The sequence below is a fragment of the Nocardiopsis sp. TNDT3 genome (assembly GCF_003427465.1).
In the GTDB taxonomy this organism is placed as follows: domain Bacteria; phylum Actinomycetota; class Actinomycetes; order Streptosporangiales; family Streptosporangiaceae; genus Nocardiopsis; species Nocardiopsis dassonvillei.
The window spans coordinates 1-16,661 of sequence record NZ_QPFC01000134.1 but is presented as its reverse complement, the minus strand read 5'-3'; the positions used below and the strand labels follow the sequence as shown (position 1 = coordinate 16,661).

The following is a 16,661-nucleotide window of genomic DNA, read 5'->3' as shown; positions in this document are numbered from 1 at the left end:
CACCGACCCCGACGAGCCGGACGACCCCGACGAGCCCGGGGACCCGGACGAGCCCGGCCGTCCGGACGAGACGGACGACCCCGACGACCCGGCCCCGGGCTACCGGTAGGGGACACCGGGCGACCGGGGACACCGGCCGCCCGGGCCCTACCCCTCCGGGGAGGCCGCGCGGGTCCGCGGGGCGGGGTGAACCCCGCCCTGTGACCCGCGTCTCAGACGACCCCCTACAACCCCGGGGCCCGCAGAACTGTGCGCCCCGGCCTTCGTCCTGGTCACCGCCATAACGGACAATGGGCAAAGATCCGCCTCCGCGACCTCCCGAGGGAACCGCCCATGCCCACGACCAGGACCAACATCCGCCACAGGGGCCTGACCGCCCGCGACCTCGCGCTCATCGCCGTGTTCGCCGGGCTCATCGCCGCCCTCAGCGTCACGGTCGCCATCCCGCTGCCGTTCTCGCCGGTGCCCATCACCCTCCAGACCCTGGGCATCATGCTCGCCCCCAGCCTCCTGGGCTGGAAGCGCGGCCCCCTCGCCGTGGCGGCCTTCATCGTGCTCGGCCTGGCCGGGCTCCCGCTCTTCGCGGGCGGCATGGGCGGCGTCGGCGTCCTGGCCCGGCCCTCGGCCGGGTTCATCGTCAGCTGGGTCTTCGCCGCCCTGGTCATCGGCCTGCTCACCGACCTCATGGTCCGCGGCTCCCGGGGGCGCTACCGGTTCTGGGCGGGCCTGGGGATCAACGTCGTCGGCGGCATCCTCGTCATCTACGCCATCGGCGTCCCCTGGATGGCCGTCGTCATGGGCGACGGGGTCCTGGCCGCCGCCTACTCCATGGTGGCCTTCCTGCCGGGCGACCTGGTCAAGGCCGTGGTCACCGCGCTCATCGCCAGCGCCGTCTACCGCGCCTACCCCATCCCGCCCGCGGGCCGCCCCGTCGTGGAGGCCGGTACCGGCCGCGGGGAATCCTGATGCTGCGCCTGGAGGGCGTCTCCCACTCCTACGACGACCGCGCCGTGCTGCGCGACGTCACCCTCGACCTCGCCGAGCACCGCATCGGCGTGATCGGGGCGAACGGATCGGGCAAGTCCACGCTCGCCCGCACCCTCAACGGCCTCGTCGTCCCCGACGAGGGCCGTGTGACGCTGGGGGAGTGGGACACCCGGCGCCACGCCAAGCAGATCCGGCGCAGGGTCGGCTTCGTCTTCTCCGACGCCGCCAACCAGATCATCATGCCCACCGTCGCCGAGGACGTGGAGATCGGCCTGCGCTCCCTGCGTCTGGGCCGCGAGGAGACCGCCCGCCGGGTGGAGGCGGCCCTGGTCCGCTACGGGCTCGACGGCCACCGCGACCACCCCGGCCACCTGCTCTCGGGTGGGCAGAAGCAGCTCCTGGCCCTGGCCTCGGTACTGGTCACCGAGCCCGAGGTGCTGGTCTGCGACGAGCCCACCACCCTGCTCGACCTGCGCAACACCCGCATGGTGCACCGGACCCTGGACGGCCTGGACCAGCAGGTCGTCCTGTTCACCCACGACCTCGACCTCCTCGACGGCTTCGACCGGGTCCTGGTCATGGACGCGGGCCGGGTGGTCTTCGACGGTGTTCCCGGCGACGCCGTGCCCCACTACACCAAGCTCATGGACGAGCGGTGAGCGCGGTCGGCCTCTACGTCCCCGGCGCCGGGTTCCTGTACCGGGTCCCGGCCGGGGCCAAGCTCCTCGCGCTGCTGCTGGTCGGCGTCGGCCTCGTCGTCTGGGGCGGTCCCCGGGTCGCCGTCGGCGCCCTGGCCGCCGCGCTCGCCGTGTACCCGCTGGCCGGTCTCCCGCTGGGGCGGGCCTGGTCGGCGCTGCGCGCGCTGTCGCCGTTCCTGCTGGCCATCGGCCTGTTCCAGGTCCTGTTCGCGGACTGGCAGACGGCCCTGCGCCTGTGCGCGCAGCTGGCCGCGCTCGTCCTGTTCGCCAACCTCGTCACGCTCACCACCCGCGTGCGCGCGATGCTCGACCTCTTCGAACGCATGGCCCGCCCGCTCAGGCACGTCGGCGCCAACCCCGACCGCGTCGCCCTCGTCCTGGCGCTCACCGTCCGCTCCATCCCGATGGCCGCCTCCGCCTGGCAGGCCGCACGCGAGGCCTACCGCGCGCGGGGCCTGTCCGGCCGCCCCCACCTGCTCGTGGTCCCGGTCATCGTCCAACTGCTGCGGATGGCCGACGCGACGGGGGAGGCCCTGGTGGCCCGGGGTATCGACGAGGACACCCACCGCTGAGGATTCGCCCGCGGAAGCGGACGAAAAGAAGGGCCCGGGTACCGATTCGGTATCGAGATGTTCGTATTCGCGACATTTCATTGAATAATGGCGGTACTTCAGCCCATCCGCGTGTCAGCGAACCGGTGATAGCGTGCCCCGGCATCCCCCCGCCGACACCCGAGCCCGGTCCGTCGCCGTCGTGGCGGCCGTCCTCGCGGTGCTCATGGCCTTCACCCTGCCCGGCGCCACCCCGGCCTCCGGGGCCGTCCCGCCCGGCCCGGACCCCGCTCTGTCCCGGTCGCCGGTCTCCAGGGACGCGTTCCCCCCGGTGCCCTTCGCTCCCGTTGACGCGCCCGCCACCGGAGGGCGGGGCCTCACACCGGTCCAGCGCGAGGAACTCACCGAGCGCATCGGGGCGATCGGGGAGGAGCACCCGGCCGACTTCGCGGTCGCCGTGCAGGACCTGCGCACCGGCGCCACCTTCAGCCACGGCGCCCACCGGCAGTTCCCCACCGCGAGCGTGGCCAAGCTGACCATCCTCACCATGCTGCTGCTGCGCGCCGAGGAGGAGGGCCGCGACCTCACCGGGGCCGAGCGCGCACAGGTCTCGGCCATGATCCGCCACAGCGACAACGAGGTCACCGACGGCCTGTACTCGCGGATCGGGTTCACCGACGGCTTCGTCGAGGGCGCCCGGACGCTGGGCTTCACCGACACCGACCCCCATCCCCGAGGCAGGTGGGGCGCCACCATGACCACCGCCGCCGACCAGGTGCGGCTGCTGCGCGCCCTGTACTGCGACGGGAGCCCGCTGGCGGAGGAGGACCGGGCCTACGCGCGCGGGCTGATGGAGTCCGTCGCCGCCGAGCAGTCCTGGGGGATCTCGGCCAGCGCGGGCCCCGCCGACACCGTCGGGCTCAAGAACGGGTGGACCCCGCGCGAGGCCAACGGCGGCCTGTGGAACGTCAACAGCGTCGGCTACGTGGCCGGACCCGGGCGCGAGTACCTGATCGCGGTCCTGACCGACGGCAGTCCCGACTACACCGCAGGCGTCACCCTTGTGGAGGAGGTGGCGGCCACGGTCACGGCGGCGATGGAGGAGGCCCGCGCCGCTGGGCCCCCGGACGAGTGACCGCCCCGGGCTCCGGCCCACGTGTGTGCCCCGCCCGGAGGGCTCCGGACGGGGCACAGGCCGGGCCCTTTGCGAACCCGCCTCACCCACGGGGGTCGGTCCGGGCGTCCGAACACGGGACGGGGCGGAGCGCAGGCCCGGAGCGTACTGCCTAGTCCAGCGGACCGCCGGCGACGTAGAGGACCTGGCCCGACACGAACCCGGCCTCCTCACCGGTGAGGAAGGCGACGGCGTTGGCGATGTCCTCGGGCACGCCCACCCGGCGCACCGGGATCTCGGCCTCCTTGAAGGCCTTCATGTCCTCGTACTTGACGCCGATGCGCTCTGCGGTCGCCCTGGTCATGGCGGTCTCGATGAAGCCGGGCGCGACCGCGTTGCAGGTCACGCCGAACTTGCCCAGCTCGATCGCCAGGGTCTTGGTGAACCCCTGGAGTCCGGCCTTGGCCGCCGAGTAGTTGGCCTGGCCCCGGTTCCCCAGCGCGGAGGAGCTGGACAGGTTGACGATCCGGCCCCAACCGCCCGCGGTCATGTGGGCCTGGGCGGCCCTGCTCATCAGGAACGAGCCCCGCAGGTGCACGTTCATCACGGTGTCCCAGTCCTCCACGGACATCTTGAACAGCAGGTTGTCGCGCAGGACGCCCGCGTTGTTCACCAGGATCGCGGGCGGGCCCAGGCGCTCGGCCACGGTGTCGACGGCGGCGGTCACCTGGTCGGGGTCGGACACGTCGCAGCCCACGGCCAGGGCGGTGCCGCCCGCGGCCGTGACGCGGTCGACGACCTCCCGGGCGTCGGACTCCCTCAGGTCCAGCACGGCGACGGACCGGCCCTCGCGCGCCAGGCGCTCAGCGACGGCGGCACCGATCCCACGGGCCGCACCGGTCACGATGGCCACACGGGGCGTTGGTGACATGGGATTACCTCCAAGAGTTCGCGTGGTGGGCGCGAGGAGATCCTATCCACATGCCAACCGGTCGGTAGGTGGACGGGGTGCGCTCGGGACGGGGCCGCCCGCGGGTGGGGAGGTCCGCGGCGACCCGCCTCACGGGTCGGACGAAGTCGTCTCCCCGTTTGCCTGCACATCGTCGGGGCTTGGCCTACGATTGCCTGCAAGACGAAGATGCACGTGCATTCGAGTCGTGCAGCGGCACGCGCCCGACCTGCACGCGGACACGGTCCGTCCCCGGCCGTGTCACCGACGCCCACACAGCGGTGCGTCAGGGAGGAGTGGAAGGCATGGAGTGCGCTGAGGCGGTGGCCGACCCGGCCGGTGGCTGGTGGCTCAGGGTCCTGACGCACGGTTCCCGCCGCTGGAACACCCCCGTCTGCGGAGACCGGCACGACGCCGTCACGTGGAGCTTCGAGCCGCGCCCCCACTCGGTGGGGGCCGCGCGCGAGATTTCCGAGGCGCTTCTCCACGAATGGGAGATGCACTACTTGTCCAGCGATGTCGCGGTGGTCGTTTCGGAATTGGTCACCAATGCGCTCCGGCATGGTGGCCCTCTGCCCTTGACAGGGCAGAGCGAGGGCGGTATTCAGCTCTCGCTCATGCGCAGCGGCAGTGAATTCATCTGTGCGGTTCGCGACGGTGGGGACCGGCTGCCGGAGAGAAGGGAAACCGATCTCGACCTGGAGGGCGGCCGGGGGCTTGCCCTGGTGAGCGCTTTCGCGCGAGAGTGGGGCGTGATTCCCACGCCGCCCGGTGGAAAGTTCGTTTGGGCGCAATTCGTGTGAGTGCCGGGGTTCCCGCCGGGCGCCGCGCCGGATCACTCCCGGCGGCGGGCCCTCCCCGGAGGTGCTGGGGGATCCGCCAGCGAGGCGAAGGCACCACTGCTCTATCGTTCTATCGTGTACCTGTAGTGTCTTGTCCGCACGGCAAAGGTGTCCCTTCACACGGATACCCTTGTGCGAGGAATGAGGGAGAGGCGGCGAACGTGGATATCGCTCGATTGCGCCAGGGGAGCGGCCCCACTGTGCGCCGCATGCTGATCGGGCACGAGCTGCGCCAGCTTCGCGAAGCGCGTGGTATCAGCCGAGAGGACGCCGGGAACAAGATTCGGGCATCGGCGTCGAAGATCAGCCGTATGGAACTCGGCCGGGTCGGTTTCAAGCTGCGCGATATCGAGGACCTCCTCAAGATGTACGGGGTCTCCGACCGCAAGAGGATCAAGGAAATCCTCGAAGTCGCGCGCGAATCCAACAAGCCCGGTTGGTGGAAGGAGTACGGGGAGTCACTGCACAAGTGGTTCATCCGCTACGTCGGCTTCGAGGAGGCCGCCGACCACATCCGCATCTACGAGTCCCAGTTCGTCCCGGGGCTGCTCCAGACCGAGGAGTACGCGCGGGCGGTCATCTCCGGCGGAGTGGAGACCGACGAGGTCACCGAGCAGCGCGTCGACGCCAGACTCAAGAGACAGCGGCGCCTGCGCACCGACACGAGCATGCGCATGTGGGTGATCCTCGACGAGGCGGCGGTCCGCAGGCCCATCGGCGGGCCGGAGGCCGGGCGCGAGATCATGCGCGGTCAGCTGGAGTGGCTCATCCAGCTCAGCAAGGAGTACGACAACATCACCCTCCAGATCGTCCCCTTCGCGGTGGGCGCGCACGCGGCCGAGGCGGGATCGTTCACACTCCTGCGCTACTCGGAGTTCGAGCTCGCGGACATGGTCTACCTGGAGCAGCTCACCGACGGCGAGATCATCGACCGCAGGCCGGTGGTGGAGGCCTACACCAAGGCCATGACCCGGCTCAGCGTCGCCGCGGCCACGCCGGACGAGACGCTGGAACTGCTGGAGCAGATGCTGGAGGACCTGGACAAGGAAGTCGGCTGAGCAACGGCGTGGGACGGGAGGAGGGGATCCCGAACACGCTCCCAGGGATACGAGAGGCTCGCCGAGGCGGGCCTTTCCGGGTTTCGGGGCAGGTGCGCGCGGGTGGGCGGCCGGCGGCCGCGGACCGGTCGGGGCGCGGCGACCGGGGAAGGGGTCACCGCCGAGCGGTAACCCCTCCTGTATGTCTCGGGGCGGAACGCGCCCGATGGGACGAAAGGTCCTAGCTGAGCAGGTTGTCGAAGTCCCCGTCCTTGGCGCCCAGAATGAGGCAGTCGATCTCCTCCTGGGTGTAGACCAGCGCCGGTCCGGACGGGAACCGCGAATTGCGTACGGCGATGGAACCGTCGCCGAGGCGGGCCATCTCGACGCAGGCGCCCTGGGAGTTGCTGCGCCGGGCCTTCTGCCAGGCCGCCTCGGTGAGCTGGGTCGCGGGGATGCCGTTGTGTGCGGTCATGCTGCTCCTTTTTCCGTCGAGGGGAACGTCCGTGCTTATGCACCGCCAAATGCACGTGCATTGGCACCGACATGTTCACAAGCATAGCGTGACCCCCGCCACTTGTCCGAGGGTTTGGTGGTATGTAAGCGCCATGTAACCCATGGCCTTCCCACGTGTCGTTCCCATGTATCCCGGGGGCTGTTTCGGCCGGGAGGTAAAGGTGCGTGAGAACACGCGGCTTTCTCCGACCGGGGAACAGGGTGCGAGAACACGCGGACACGCCGGACCGCGGGTGCGCGGGGGCGCGGGGGCGCGAAAGCGGAGACCCCGCCCGCCGGGAGAGCGGTGCGGGAGGGCGCGGGCACGCGTCGGCCCCGTCGGCCGGGGCGGGAGCCCGGGGCCGACGGGGCCGGTGCGGTGGGACGCGGTGAGGGTCAGGAGCAGGACAGCGCGGTGCTCAGCGCCTCCAGGTTGCCCCGCATGATCGACGGGTAGTCGTCGCCGGGGGAGTCCTCGGTGACACCCTCCAGCGGGTCGAGCACCTCCACCTGTGCGCCGGTCTCGGCGGCGATGGTCTCGGCGGTCGCCGCGGGCATCAGCGGCTCGGTGAAGATCGTCTCGATGCCGCGCTCGTTGACGACGTCGGTGATGGCCGCGATCTGCGAGGGGGAGGGCTCGGTCTCGGGGTCCACCCCGCTGACCCCGATCTGCTCCAGGCCGTAGGCCTCGGTCAGGTAGGTGAAGGCGGTGTGCCCCACGACCACCTCGTCGTGCTCGCAGGAGGACAGCCCCTCCTCGTACTCCTGGCCGATCGCCTCCAGTTCGGCGGTCACCGCCTCCACGCCCTGCGCGTAGCCGTCGGCGCCCTCGGGGTTGACCTCGGCCATCCGGTCGCCGAGCGCCTGGGCGGTCTGGGCCATCAGGTCCACGTCCAGCCAGAAGTGGGGGTCGTACTCGCCGTGGTCGTGCTCCTCCTCGGCGGCGGCCTCCTCCTCCGCGTGCGCCTCGTCCTCGGCGTGGTCGTGGCCCTCCTCGCCGTGGCCGTGCTCCTCCTCGGCGTGCTCGTCACCTTCCGCGTGGTCGTGGCCGCCCTCTCCCGCCGGGTGCAGCTCCACGACGTCGGCGACGTTGAACGCGCTCTCGGAGGCCTCCTGCGCGATCGCCTCGTCCACGGCGGGCTGGAGGCCCTCCACGTAGAAGGCGATGTCGGACTCGCTGACCTCGGCGACCTGTCGGCCCGTCAGCTCCAGGTCGTGGGGCTCGGTGCCGGGCTCGGTGAGCTGGACGACCGCCACCCGGTCGCCGCCGATCTGCTCGGCCAGCCACTCCAGGGGGTAGACGCCGGTGACCACGGTCAGGTCCGCGTCGGCGGGTGAGACACCCGAGTCGTCCGCCCCCTCGCCGCCGCTTCCGCAGGCGGTGATCGTCAGAAGTGTGGCGGCGCCGAGGGCGGCGGCCCGCACGGTTGTCCCAGTTCGCATGGGTCAATTGTCGGAAGAATGAAAACGGTTGTCAATTTGTCTCTTTGGATCGGAACGCTCACGCGTCCCGGAACCGCCGCCCGCGGGCGCGCGGAGCGGGCGGCCGGACGCGGGACCGGAGGCGCCGCGCGGCTCCCCGCCGCCCTCCCCGTCCGACCGGTTTCCACCGCCCCGCAGCGGTTGCGGACCCTCCCGCCGCCGTGCGGCCCGGCTCAGGTGGACTCGGAGAAGCGCTCCACGTCGTCGGTGCGTCCTGCGACCACGATCACGTCGCCCTTGTTCAACACCGTCTCCTGGGTGGCGTAGGTGAACTCCTCGCCCATCCGCTTCACCGACACCACCGTGATCCCGTAGTGCTGGCGGACCCGCGTCTCGCGCAGCGTCTTGCCGATGAGCTCCTTGGGCGCCTTGGTCTTGCCCAGCGAGAAGCCCTCCTCCAGCTCCACGTAGTCGAGCATCCTGCCCGACAGCAGGTGCGCCACCCGCTCGCCCATGTCGTGCTCGGGCAGCACCACGTGGGTGGCGCCGACCTGTTCCAGGATGCGGCCGTGGCGGCGGCTCGTCGCCTTCGCCCAGATGTTGGACACGCCCATGTCCACCAGCAGGGAGGTGGCCAGGATGCTCTCCTCCAGGTGGGTGCCGATGGCCACCACCGCGCTGTGGAACTGGCCCGCGCCCACCTGGCGCAGCGCCTCCTCGTCGGTGGCGTCGGCGATCACCGTGTGCGTGAGCGCGTCGGCGAAGGACTGCACCAGCCGCGGGCTGGAGTCCACGCCCAGGACCTCCCACCCCCGGCTGACCAGCTCCAGGCCGAGCGAACTGCCGAACCGGCCCAGTCCGATGACCAGGACCCGCTTGTCGGTGAGTCTCCTGTGCTGCTGCACGGTGTCCCTTCCTTCCCTCGGCGTGCCCTCAGCCGATGATCGGCCGGGCCTCGGCGAGATCGTAGCGTCGGCGGTGGTCCCGGAAGGCCAGCGCCGTCACGAAGGTGATGGGGCCGATCCGGCCCGCCACCATCAGCAGGGCCAGCAGGAACTGGGCCCACGGCGCCAGGTCCGCGGTGATGCCGGTGGACAGGCCCACCACTCCCACGGCCGACACCACCTCGAACATCACCGGGAGAAGCTCGAAGGGGGTGGTGCGCACCAGCAGCACGGTGGTGAAGGCCACCACCGTCGCGGACAGGAACACCAGGCTCAACGACTGCCGGATCACCTCGGGCGACAGCTGGCGCCCGTAGACGTGCACCTTGTCGTTGCCGCGGACCTCGGCCGCCACCACGAGGAAGATCACCGCCAGGGTGGCCACCTTGATGCCCCCGGACGTTCCGGCGCTGCCGTTGCCGACGAACATCAGCATGATCGTCACCAGCAGTGTGGCGTCCTCCATCTCCCCGGTGTCGACGGAGTTGAGGCCGCCGCTGCGGGGCATCACCCCGTGGAAGAAGCCGTCGACGAGCTTGGCCCACCAGTGCATCTGCCCGAGGGTCTGGGGGTTGTGCCACTCCATCACCGTGACCAGCAGCGCCCCGGCCGCGAAGAGGATCGCGGTGGTGGTGACGGTGAGTTTGGTGTGCAGGCTCCACAGGCGCGGGGTGCGCAGCTCGCGCCGCAGCTCCAGCAGGACGGGGAAGCCGATGCCGCCGAGGATCACCGCGAGGGCGATCGGCACCAGGACGAACGCGTCGCCGGAGAACCGCATCATGCTGTCCCCGTACAGGGAGAGCCCGGCGTTGTTGAAGGCCGAGATCGAGTGGAAGAAGCCCGAGTAGGCGGCCTCCCCGAGCGGCATGTCGTAACCCAGCCACATCCTGGGGGTGATCAGCAGGAACGTCAGGCCCTGGCAGATGAGGAAGATCAGGGCCACCCGGCTGACCAGACCGCGCACGTCGCCCACCCACAGGCTCCGGGTCTCGGTCTGCACGGTGAGCTGCATGCGCAGCCCGAATCGGCGGATCATCGCCGTGCCCAGCAGGGAGGCCAGGGTCATGATGCCCATGCCGCCCACCTGCATGAGCGCCAGGACCACCCCCTGGCCGAAGGTGTTGAGGTCGTTGCCGATGCTGACCACGCTCAGCCCGCACACCGAGAGCGCCGAGGTCGCGGTGAAGAAGGCCTCGACGAACCCCAGCCCCCGGTGGTCGGGCGTGGTCAGCGGGGTCATCAGCAGCGCCGTGCCCAGCAGGTCCACGATCACGTAGGCCATGAGGAACACACGCGCGGGCTGGCGCCACGTGCTGGCCTCACGGGTGGCGCTCAGTTCCCGGCGCAGTTTGTACGACAGCCTCGCCGCCCTGAGCGGCAGGAGCGAGCCGCGCAGCCTGCGCAGCCCCACTCTCAGCCGGTTCTCGCTCATCGCCGACCGCGGGTCGGGAAGGGTGCCACGGTGTCTCCTTAGACGTTCCTGGGCGCGGGGAGGTGTGCCGGAGGGTTGCGATCATGGCACGCTGACGGCCCGTCCAGCATCGTAACCGCGCGGGGGGTGTGCCGGTGGCGCCCGCGGCGGTCTCCACCAGCGGGGACGCGGTCCTGCGAACGGGCCCGCGGCGGCGCCCCGGCGCGGCCCGGCCGCGGTGCCCGGGTGCGCCGCGCCCCAGGTCAGGCGTGGCGTGCACCCTCGTGGTCGGCGTGGCCGGGCGGCTCCAGCTGCAAGGTGGAGTGCTCGACGTCGAAGTGACCGGTCAGGCACGCGTGGAGTTCGTCCAGCATGCGGCCGCTGTCGCGCAGGTGCTCCTCGGCGACCACCACGTGCGCCGACATCACGGGCACCCCGGAGGTGATGGTCCAGGCGTGCAGGTCGTGGACGTCCAGGACGGCGGGGTGCCCGAGCAGGTGGTCGCGGACCTCGCTCAGGTCCATGCCCTGCGGTGTGGCCTCCAGGAGGATGTGCACGGCCTCGCGCAGCAGCGCCCACGCGCGGGGCACGATGATCGCCGCGATGCCCAGTGAGACGAGGGTGTCCACCCGGTCCCATCCGGTCAGCCAGACGACGACGCCGCCCGCGATCACCCCGACCGAGGCCAGGGCGTCGCTCAGGACCTCCAGGTAGGCGCCCTTGACGTTGAGGCTCTCGCGGGCGCCCGAGCGCAGGACGAGCAGCGCGCCGATGTTCATGACCAGGCCGAAGGCGGCCACGGCGATCATGCCCGGCCCGGACACGTCGGCGGGCTCCCGGAGCCGTTCGACCGCCTCCACCACGATGAACCCGCACAGGACGAACAGCACCAGCGCGTTGACGGCGGCGGCGAGGATCTCCGCGCGCTGGTAGCCGAAGGTGCGCCTGCTGGTGGCGGGCCGGGCCGCGATCCACACGGCCACCAGGGCCAGCGCCACCCCGAAGGAGTCGGTGACGGTGTGCCCGGCGTCGGCGAGCAGGGCCAGGCTGTCGCTGAGCGCGGCGCCGACCACCTGGACCACGGCGACGGCGAGCATCATCCCCAGGACCACCGCCAGCCGCCTGCTGTTGGCGGCCCCGGCGGTGACGCCGTGCCCGTGCCCGTGGTCGTGTCCCAGGCCCATCAGCCCTCCCGTCGCGACGTCCTCTCCCGGGGCCGCCGTCCGCGGCGCCCATGGTTCAGCCTCCACTGTTTATACAGCCTGCGCTGTCTATACAGCAAGCCATGTACAATGGTTTTCATGTTGACCTCCGAGCAGCGCCTGTCCGCCATCCAGCGGCTCGGACGCGCCCTGTCCGACCCCACCCGCTGCCGCCTCCTGCTGGCGCTCCTCGACGGTCCCCACTACCCCGCCGGACTCGCCGACCAACTGGGGCTCACCCGCCAGAACGTCTCCAACCACCTCGCCTGTCTGCGCGACTGCGGCCTGGTGAGCACCTCCGCGCGCGGGCGCCAGGTCAGCTACGCGCTCGTGGACGACTCCCTGGCCCACGCCCTGGAGGACCTCCTGCGCGTGGTGTGGGGGACCGCCCAGCCGCACGAGGCCCCCGGGGAGCCCCGGTCCGCCTGAGCGCCGCCGCCGCGGGGGCGCCGGCGGTGACCGGCCCGGTGCGCGTGCCCGGCGCGCGGGCTTCCCGCCGTCGCGGGCCGGGCGCCCGGCTCCCCGCCGCGCCCGCCTCGTCACCCCCGGTGCCTTCGCGTTCCGCGTGTCCGGGTCCGTTTTCCGGTTGGCCGGAAGTTGCCACCGTGATGTCCGTTACAGGGCGCGCCCCCTGTGCGGCCACAGGAAGCCGCATTTCATCCCATCCGACTCCGACTTACGGATGAGGACACCTACTTTGGTCAGAAACGGACCCTGACAGAAGGCTGACGCTTCCCTGAGACTTCCCTGAATCGTGCGGGGGAAGCCCCAAGTCCCGATATAACGCGACGTATGGTGAGTAGTGCGCCCGGCAGGTGCACGAGGCCCGGGAGAGGCGGCCGACACGGCCGTCCCGCACCCGGCAGCCAGACACCGGCACCCCTGTCACCACACCTTCGATCCCGGTCCCAGCACCGGCGGACGACCGTGTGCTGCCCCGGCGCGTACACGCGCTCGACGACCCACACATCACGGCCCGCCCCGTGTCCGCAGTGAACTAGGAGCGAGAACCTCTCATGTCCAGATCGGCCGCAAGGGCCCGCGCCGCGGGTCTCCCCCGGACGGGGACCGCTGCCACCAGCGTGGAAGGGACCCAGGTATGAACCGCGCCGCGGTCATGTCGCTCGGCAACCGGGCACTGGTCCTGCTCATCACCCTGGCAGTCCTCTTCTTCGGAGTCCTCGCAGCGGCGTCGGCCAAACGCGAGCTCTTCCCCGACATGTCCCTGCCGATGGTGATGGTCTCCGGCACCTACCAGGGGGCCGCCCCCCAGGTGGTGGAGAGCCAGGTCACCGAGCCGCTGGAACAGGCCGTCCAGAGCGTCCCGGGCGTCACCACGGTCACCTCGACCTCCAGCACCGGCTCCTCCCAGGTCACGGTCGAGTTCGACTACGGCCAGGACCAGGACGACCTCGTCCGCCAGACCCAGATCGCCGTCGACCAGGTCGCGGGCATGCTCCCCGAGGGCGTCGACACCAGCGTCATGTCCTTCAGCACGGACATGATGCCGGTCGTGATGCTCGCGGCGGGCGCCGGGGACGGCGACGACCAGGCCATGGTCGACCCGCTGGAGACCCACCTCATCCCCGAGCTGGAGTCCGTCGAGGGCGTGCGCTCGGCGACGATCACCGGCGCGGTGGAGTCCGACGTGGTCGTCACGCCGGACGAGGACGAACTCGCCGCCAACGGCCTGTCCCCGCAGAGCCTCGTGGACGCCCTGCAGTCCAACGGCCTGCTCCAGCCGGGCGGGGACGTCGAGTCCGACGGCCGCAGCCTGAGCGTGACCACCGGTGACCAGTTCACCTCGATCGAGCAGGTCGAGGAGGTCTGGCTCCAGCCCGCCGCCGCGGGCGCGGACATGTCCGCCGCGGCGCCCGGCGCGCCCCCGGCCGCTCCTGCCGACCCGGTCCGGCTCTCCGAGGTCGCCGACGTCGAACTCGTCCAGGACGAGGCCGCCAGTCTGGCGCGCGTCAACGGCGACCCGAGTATCGGCGTCATGGTCATGAAGACCCCCGACGGCAACACCGTCGAGGTCTCCGAGGGAGTCCAGGCGGTCCTGGACGAGCAGGCCGACGTCCTGGGCGAGGACATCGACATCAGCGTGGTCTTCGACCAGGCCCCCTACATCAACGAGTCCATCATCGCGATGCTCGAAGAGGGCGGCATGGGCCTGCTCGCCGCCGTGATCGTCATCCTGGTCTTCCTGTTCTCGATCCGCTCCACCCTGGTGATCGCGGTGTCGATCCCGGTCTCGGTGCTGATCGGGTTCCTGGGCATGCAGGCGTTCGACTTCTCGCTGAACATGCTCACCCTCGCCGCCATCACCATCTCCATCGGACGTGTGGTGGACGACTCCATCGTGGTCCTGGAGAACATCCGCAGGCACCTGGACTACGGCAAGGAGCGGATGGCCGCGGTCAAGCAGGGCGTGCGCGAGGTCGCCGCCGCCGTGGTCTCCTCCACGCTCGCGACCATCGCCGTGTTCCTGCCGCTGGCCTTCGTCGGCGGCCAGGTCGGCGAGCTGTTCCTGCCGTTCGCGGTCACCGCCAGCCTGGCCCTGGCCGCCTCCCTGATCGTCTCCATCACCCTCATCCCGGTGCTGTGCTACTGGTTCATGCGCCCCAAGGAGATCGGGGACGCCACCCAGGAGGAGATCGAGCGCGAGGAGTACGAGCGGGAGATGCGCAGCCCGCTCCAGCGCGCCTACCTGCCGATCATCCGCTGGATCACCACCAAGCGCAGGACCGCCACGATCACCACGCTCCTCGCCAGCGTCGCGATCTTCGTCGGCACGGTCTTCATGGCCGGCGGCATCGAGACCGACTGGATGGGCCAGTCCGAGGAGAACACCTACCAGGTCGTCCAGGAGCTGCCCCCGGGCACGTCCCTGGAGGTCGCCGACGAGGAGGCGGCCAAGGTCGAGGACCTCCTCGCCGGCTACGCCTGGGTGGAGTCCTACCAGACCAACGTCGGCGGCGGCGGTATGGCCGCCATGTTTGGCGGCGGCGGTGCTGCCCAGGTGGACTACAGCATCACCGCGGACCCCGACACCGACCAGGCCCGCAACCGCGAGGTGCTGCGCACGGCCCTGGAGGACCTGGACACAGAGTACGAGCCGCGCCTGAGCGCCATGGCCGCCATGGGCGGTTCGGGCATCGAGGTGCGGGTCAGCGCCGACGACCAGGACACCCTGGTCGAGGCGGCCGGGATGGTCGAGGAGGAGCTGCGCGGCATCGACGGCGCCGACGACGTCGCCAACAGCATCTCCGAGTCCCAGCCCGCCCTGGAGGTCCGCGTCGACGGCGAGGAGGCCGCCGAGCGGGGCATGACCGAGGCCATGATCGGCCAGCAGGTCACCGCCGCCTTCAACGGACAGAACGTCGGAAGCGTCACCCTCGACGACACGCGCCGCGACATGGTGGTCCGCGTCGACGAGGCGCCCCAGACCGTGGCCGAGCTGGAGGACCTGCCCGTCACGGGCCCGAGCGGCCAGGCGGTCCCGCTGTCCGACGTCGCCGAGGTGGCGGAGGTGCAGCAGCCGCCGGAGCTCACACGGATCGACGGCATCACCAGCGCCACCGTGTCGGCGAGCGCCACCGGTTCCGACCTGGGCGCGGTCAGCGCCGAGATCACGCAGGCCCTGGACACCATGGACCTGCCCGAGGGCGCCACCGCGACCCTGGGCGGCGTCAGCCAGGACCAGAGCGAGGGCTTCGCGCAGCTGATGCTGGCGATGGTCGCCGCGATCGTCATCTGCTACCTGATCATGGTGGCGACCTTCAAGAGTCTGCTCCAGCCGCTGATGCTCCTGATCTCGGTGCCGTTCGCGATCACCGGTTCGCTGGGGCTGCTGCTGGTCACCGGCACCCCGCTGGGTGTGGCGGGCATGGTCGGCATGCTGATGCTCATCGGTGTGGTGATCACCAACGCCATCGTCCTGATGGACCTGATCAACCAGAACCAGAACAACGGGATGCCGCTCAGGGAGGCGATCGTGGAGGGTGCCCGGCACCGTCTGCGGCCCATCCTGATGACGGCGCTCGCGACCGTCGCGGCGCTGACCCCGATGGCCCTGGGCATCACCGGCGGCGGGGCGTTCATCTCCGCGCCGCTGGCGATCGTGGTGATCGGCGGTCTGCTGTCCTCCACCGTGCTCACGCTGATCCTGGTCCCCGTCCTCTACCAGTTGGTGGAGTGGGGCAGGCAGCGCGGCGCGGCCCGCAGGCAGGCGCGCCGCGAGCTGCGCAGGGAGCGTAAGGCCGCGGTCGCCGGGACCGAGCGCACCAAGGAGCCGGTCGGCTGATCCCAGGCCGTTCCCGGTTCGGGGGCGCTCCGCGCACGGCGCGGGGCGCCCCTCGCCGTTGTCCGGGCGGGTCGGCCTCGCTCCGGCGGAGTGTCGACCGGCTACGGCGGTGCGAACTTGAGTTCGATCATGAAAAATTCGGCAAAAGTGTTTCATGGGACGACTTGGCGGTAGTGGCGTGGTATCCGCGCCCGGCCCGCCGGGCGGGAAGGGTGCGGTCGCCGTGTCCCGTGGGTCTGCGGGTGTGGAAGGGCGGAGTGCAGCGCCCGCCTCCGTGTGCGGAGAGTGACCACACGGGGATCGAAAGATATTTGTCGCGCGACAACTTTTTTCGCCCCGTCGCTTTTGAAGGCGTTTCTGAGGGAACGTACTCCCCGCACGGCGACCGTACCCCGCCCGACGAGAGCTCCCGACAGCGCGTCAGGAGCGAGGGCCGCGCCGCAGGTGCTGACAGGCGACACAAGCACAGAAGGACAGAGCACCGGGGGTCCTCTCTTGTCCGAGAACACCGCACCGAAGTCCCAGGCCGCCGCAGACCACACGACCGTCATCCCCAGGCCGCGCAGGCCGATGCCCGGCGAGGACGCCACGGCGGAGGAGCTGCTGTCCGTACTCGTGAGGCTGGGGGAGGGGGACCCGCAGGCCAACGGGCTGCGTGAACGGGTCATGGTCCTCTACCAGCCGTTGATCAACAAGATCGCGCGCC

14 protein-coding genes and 1 pseudogene are annotated in these 16,661 nt (G+C 70.9%); 9 read left to right on the top strand and 6 right to left on the bottom strand.

The annotated features are described in order from the left end of the window. The first annotated feature begins 333 nt into the window (after window positions 1-333). From DQW06_RS03845 to DQW06_RS03830, 4 genes are all read left to right on the top strand, one after another. Window positions 334-966 carry a biotin transporter BioY gene (locus DQW06_RS03845; protein WP_013151558.1) on the top strand — a complete coding sequence of 211 codons (633 nt, stop codon included), beginning with the start codon at window positions 334-336 and terminating at the stop codon, window positions 964-966. Further along, entirely contained in the window at window positions 966-1,646 is a 681-nt protein-coding gene (locus DQW06_RS03840) for an energy-coupling factor ABC transporter ATP-binding protein (protein WP_019606721.1), read from the top strand. Before DQW06_RS03845 ends, DQW06_RS03840 begins: the two co-directional genes overlap by 1 nt. Then, window positions 1,643-2,257 (top strand): energy-coupling factor transporter transmembrane protein EcfT, encoded by a 615-nt coding sequence (locus tag DQW06_RS03835; RefSeq protein ID WP_013151560.1) that lies wholly within the window; start codon window positions 1,643-1,645, stop codon window positions 2,255-2,257. The genes DQW06_RS03840 and DQW06_RS03835 overlap by 4 nt, the downstream gene beginning before the upstream one ends. A 133-nt stretch (window positions 2,258-2,390) precedes the next feature. Further along, window positions 2,391-3,371 carry a serine hydrolase gene (locus tag DQW06_RS03830; RefSeq protein ID WP_071621447.1) on the top strand — a complete coding sequence of 327 codons (981 nt, stop codon included), beginning with the start codon at window positions 2,391-2,393 and terminating at the stop codon, window positions 3,369-3,371. 151 nt (window positions 3,372-3,522) lie between these two features. Here the strand turns inward: DQW06_RS03830 and fabG are convergent, their stop codons facing one another. Beyond that, a complete protein-coding gene (fabG, locus tag DQW06_RS03825; protein ID WP_071621448.1) occupies window positions 3,523-4,281 on the bottom strand; it encodes a 3-oxoacyl-ACP reductase FabG in 759 nt (252 codons plus the stop codon). A 323-nt stretch (window positions 4,282-4,604) separates the two neighbouring features. On the opposite strand from fabG, the gene DQW06_RS03820 reads away from it, so the two are divergent. Beyond that, a complete protein-coding gene (locus tag DQW06_RS03820; protein ID WP_013151573.1) occupies window positions 4,605-5,102 on the top strand; it encodes an ATP-binding protein in 498 nt (165 codons plus the stop codon). A 248-nt stretch (window positions 5,103-5,350) separates the two neighbouring features. After that, window positions 5,351-6,199 (top strand): helix-turn-helix transcriptional regulator, encoded by an 849-nt coding sequence (locus tag DQW06_RS03815; RefSeq protein WP_036552062.1) that lies wholly within the window; start codon window positions 5,351-5,353, stop codon window positions 6,197-6,199. A gap of 220 nt (window positions 6,200-6,419) precedes the next feature. Here the strand turns inward: DQW06_RS03815 and DQW06_RS03810 are convergent, their stop codons facing one another. The 5 genes from DQW06_RS03810 to DQW06_RS03790 all read right to left on the bottom strand — a co-directional run bounded on the left by DQW06_RS03810 (window position 6,420) and on the right by DQW06_RS03790 (window position 11,634). Then, window positions 6,420-6,653, bottom strand: a complete 234-nt coding sequence (locus DQW06_RS03810) for a DUF397 domain-containing protein (protein ID WP_013151575.1) — start codon at window positions 6,651-6,653, stop codon at window positions 6,420-6,422. Window positions 6,654-7,069: 416 nt separating this feature from the next. Next, the gene (locus tag DQW06_RS03805; RefSeq protein WP_232832947.1) at window positions 7,070-8,116 is read right to left on the bottom strand and encodes a metal ABC transporter substrate-binding protein; all 1,047 of its coding nucleotides are present in this window, start codon (window positions 8,114-8,116) and stop codon (window positions 7,070-7,072) included. Between the two features lie 212 nt (window positions 8,117-8,328). Continuing rightward, complete coding sequence (locus tag DQW06_RS03800) at window positions 8,329-9,000, bottom strand: TrkA family potassium uptake protein (RefSeq protein ID WP_013151577.1); 672 nt, start codon at window positions 8,998-9,000, stop codon at window positions 8,329-8,331. A 28-nt stretch (window positions 9,001-9,028) separates the two neighbouring features. Then, entirely contained in the window at window positions 9,029-10,471 is a 1,443-nt protein-coding gene (locus DQW06_RS03795; RefSeq protein ID WP_041552261.1) for a TrkH family potassium uptake protein, read from the bottom strand. Window positions 10,472-10,713: 242 nt separating this feature from the next. After that, window positions 10,714-11,634, bottom strand: a complete 921-nt coding sequence (locus tag DQW06_RS03790; protein ID WP_013151579.1) for a cation diffusion facilitator family transporter — start codon at window positions 11,632-11,634, stop codon at window positions 10,714-10,716. Between the two features lie 117 nt (window positions 11,635-11,751). On the opposite strand from DQW06_RS03790, the gene DQW06_RS03785 reads away from it, so the two are divergent. The 3 genes and pseudogenes from DQW06_RS03785 to DQW06_RS03770 all read left to right on the top strand — a co-directional run. Beyond that, window positions 11,752-12,081, top strand: coding sequence for a helix-turn-helix transcriptional regulator (locus DQW06_RS03785; protein WP_019606728.1), 330 nt, complete (start codon window positions 11,752-11,754; stop codon window positions 12,079-12,081). Window positions 12,082-12,751: 670 nt separating this feature from the next. Beyond that, the gene (locus DQW06_RS03775) at window positions 12,752-15,955 is read left to right on the top strand and encodes an efflux RND transporter permease subunit (protein ID WP_117197967.1); all 3,204 of its coding nucleotides are present in this window, start codon (window positions 12,752-12,754) and stop codon (window positions 15,953-15,955) included. Between the two features lie 495 nt (window positions 15,956-16,450). Next, a pseudogene (locus DQW06_RS03770) lies at window positions 16,451-16,661 on the top strand (B/F/G family RNA polymerase sigma-70 factor); the annotation flags it as partial.

Bases quoted from the DNA above. Each gene is read 5' to 3' on its own strand.
- DQW06_RS03845 (WP_013151558.1), top strand. From the start codon at position 334: ATGCCCACGACCAGGACCAACATCCGCCACAGGGGCCTGACCGCCCGC.
- DQW06_RS03810 (WP_013151575.1), bottom strand. From the start codon at position 6,653: ATGACCGCACACAACGGCATCCCCGCGACCCAGCTCACCGAGGCGGCC.
- DQW06_RS03790 (WP_013151579.1), bottom strand. From the start codon at position 11,634: ATGGGCCTGGGACACGACCACGGGCACGGGCACGGCGTCACCGCCGGG.
- DQW06_RS03840 (WP_019606721.1), top strand. From the start codon at position 966: ATGCTGCGCCTGGAGGGCGTCTCCCACTCCTACGACGACCGCGCCGTG.
- DQW06_RS03820 (WP_013151573.1), top strand. From the start codon at position 4,605: ATGGAGTGCGCTGAGGCGGTGGCCGACCCGGCCGGTGGCTGGTGGCTC.
- DQW06_RS03815 (WP_036552062.1), top strand. From the start codon at position 5,351: ATGCTGATCGGGCACGAGCTGCGCCAGCTTCGCGAAGCGCGTGGTATC.
- DQW06_RS03775 (WP_117197967.1), top strand. From the start codon at position 12,752: ATGAACCGCGCCGCGGTCATGTCGCTCGGCAACCGGGCACTGGTCCTG.
- DQW06_RS03805 (WP_232832947.1), bottom strand. From the start codon at position 8,116: ATGCGAACTGGGACAACCGTGCGGGCCGCCGCCCTCGGCGCCGCCACA.
- DQW06_RS03785 (WP_019606728.1), top strand. From the start codon at position 11,752: ATGTTGACCTCCGAGCAGCGCCTGTCCGCCATCCAGCGGCTCGGACGC.
- fabG (WP_071621448.1), bottom strand. From the start codon at position 4,281: ATGTCACCAACGCCCCGTGTGGCCATCGTGACCGGTGCGGCCCGTGGG.
- DQW06_RS03795 (WP_041552261.1), bottom strand. From the start codon at position 10,471: ATGAGCGAGAACCGGCTGAGAGTGGGGCTGCGCAGGCTGCGCGGCTCG.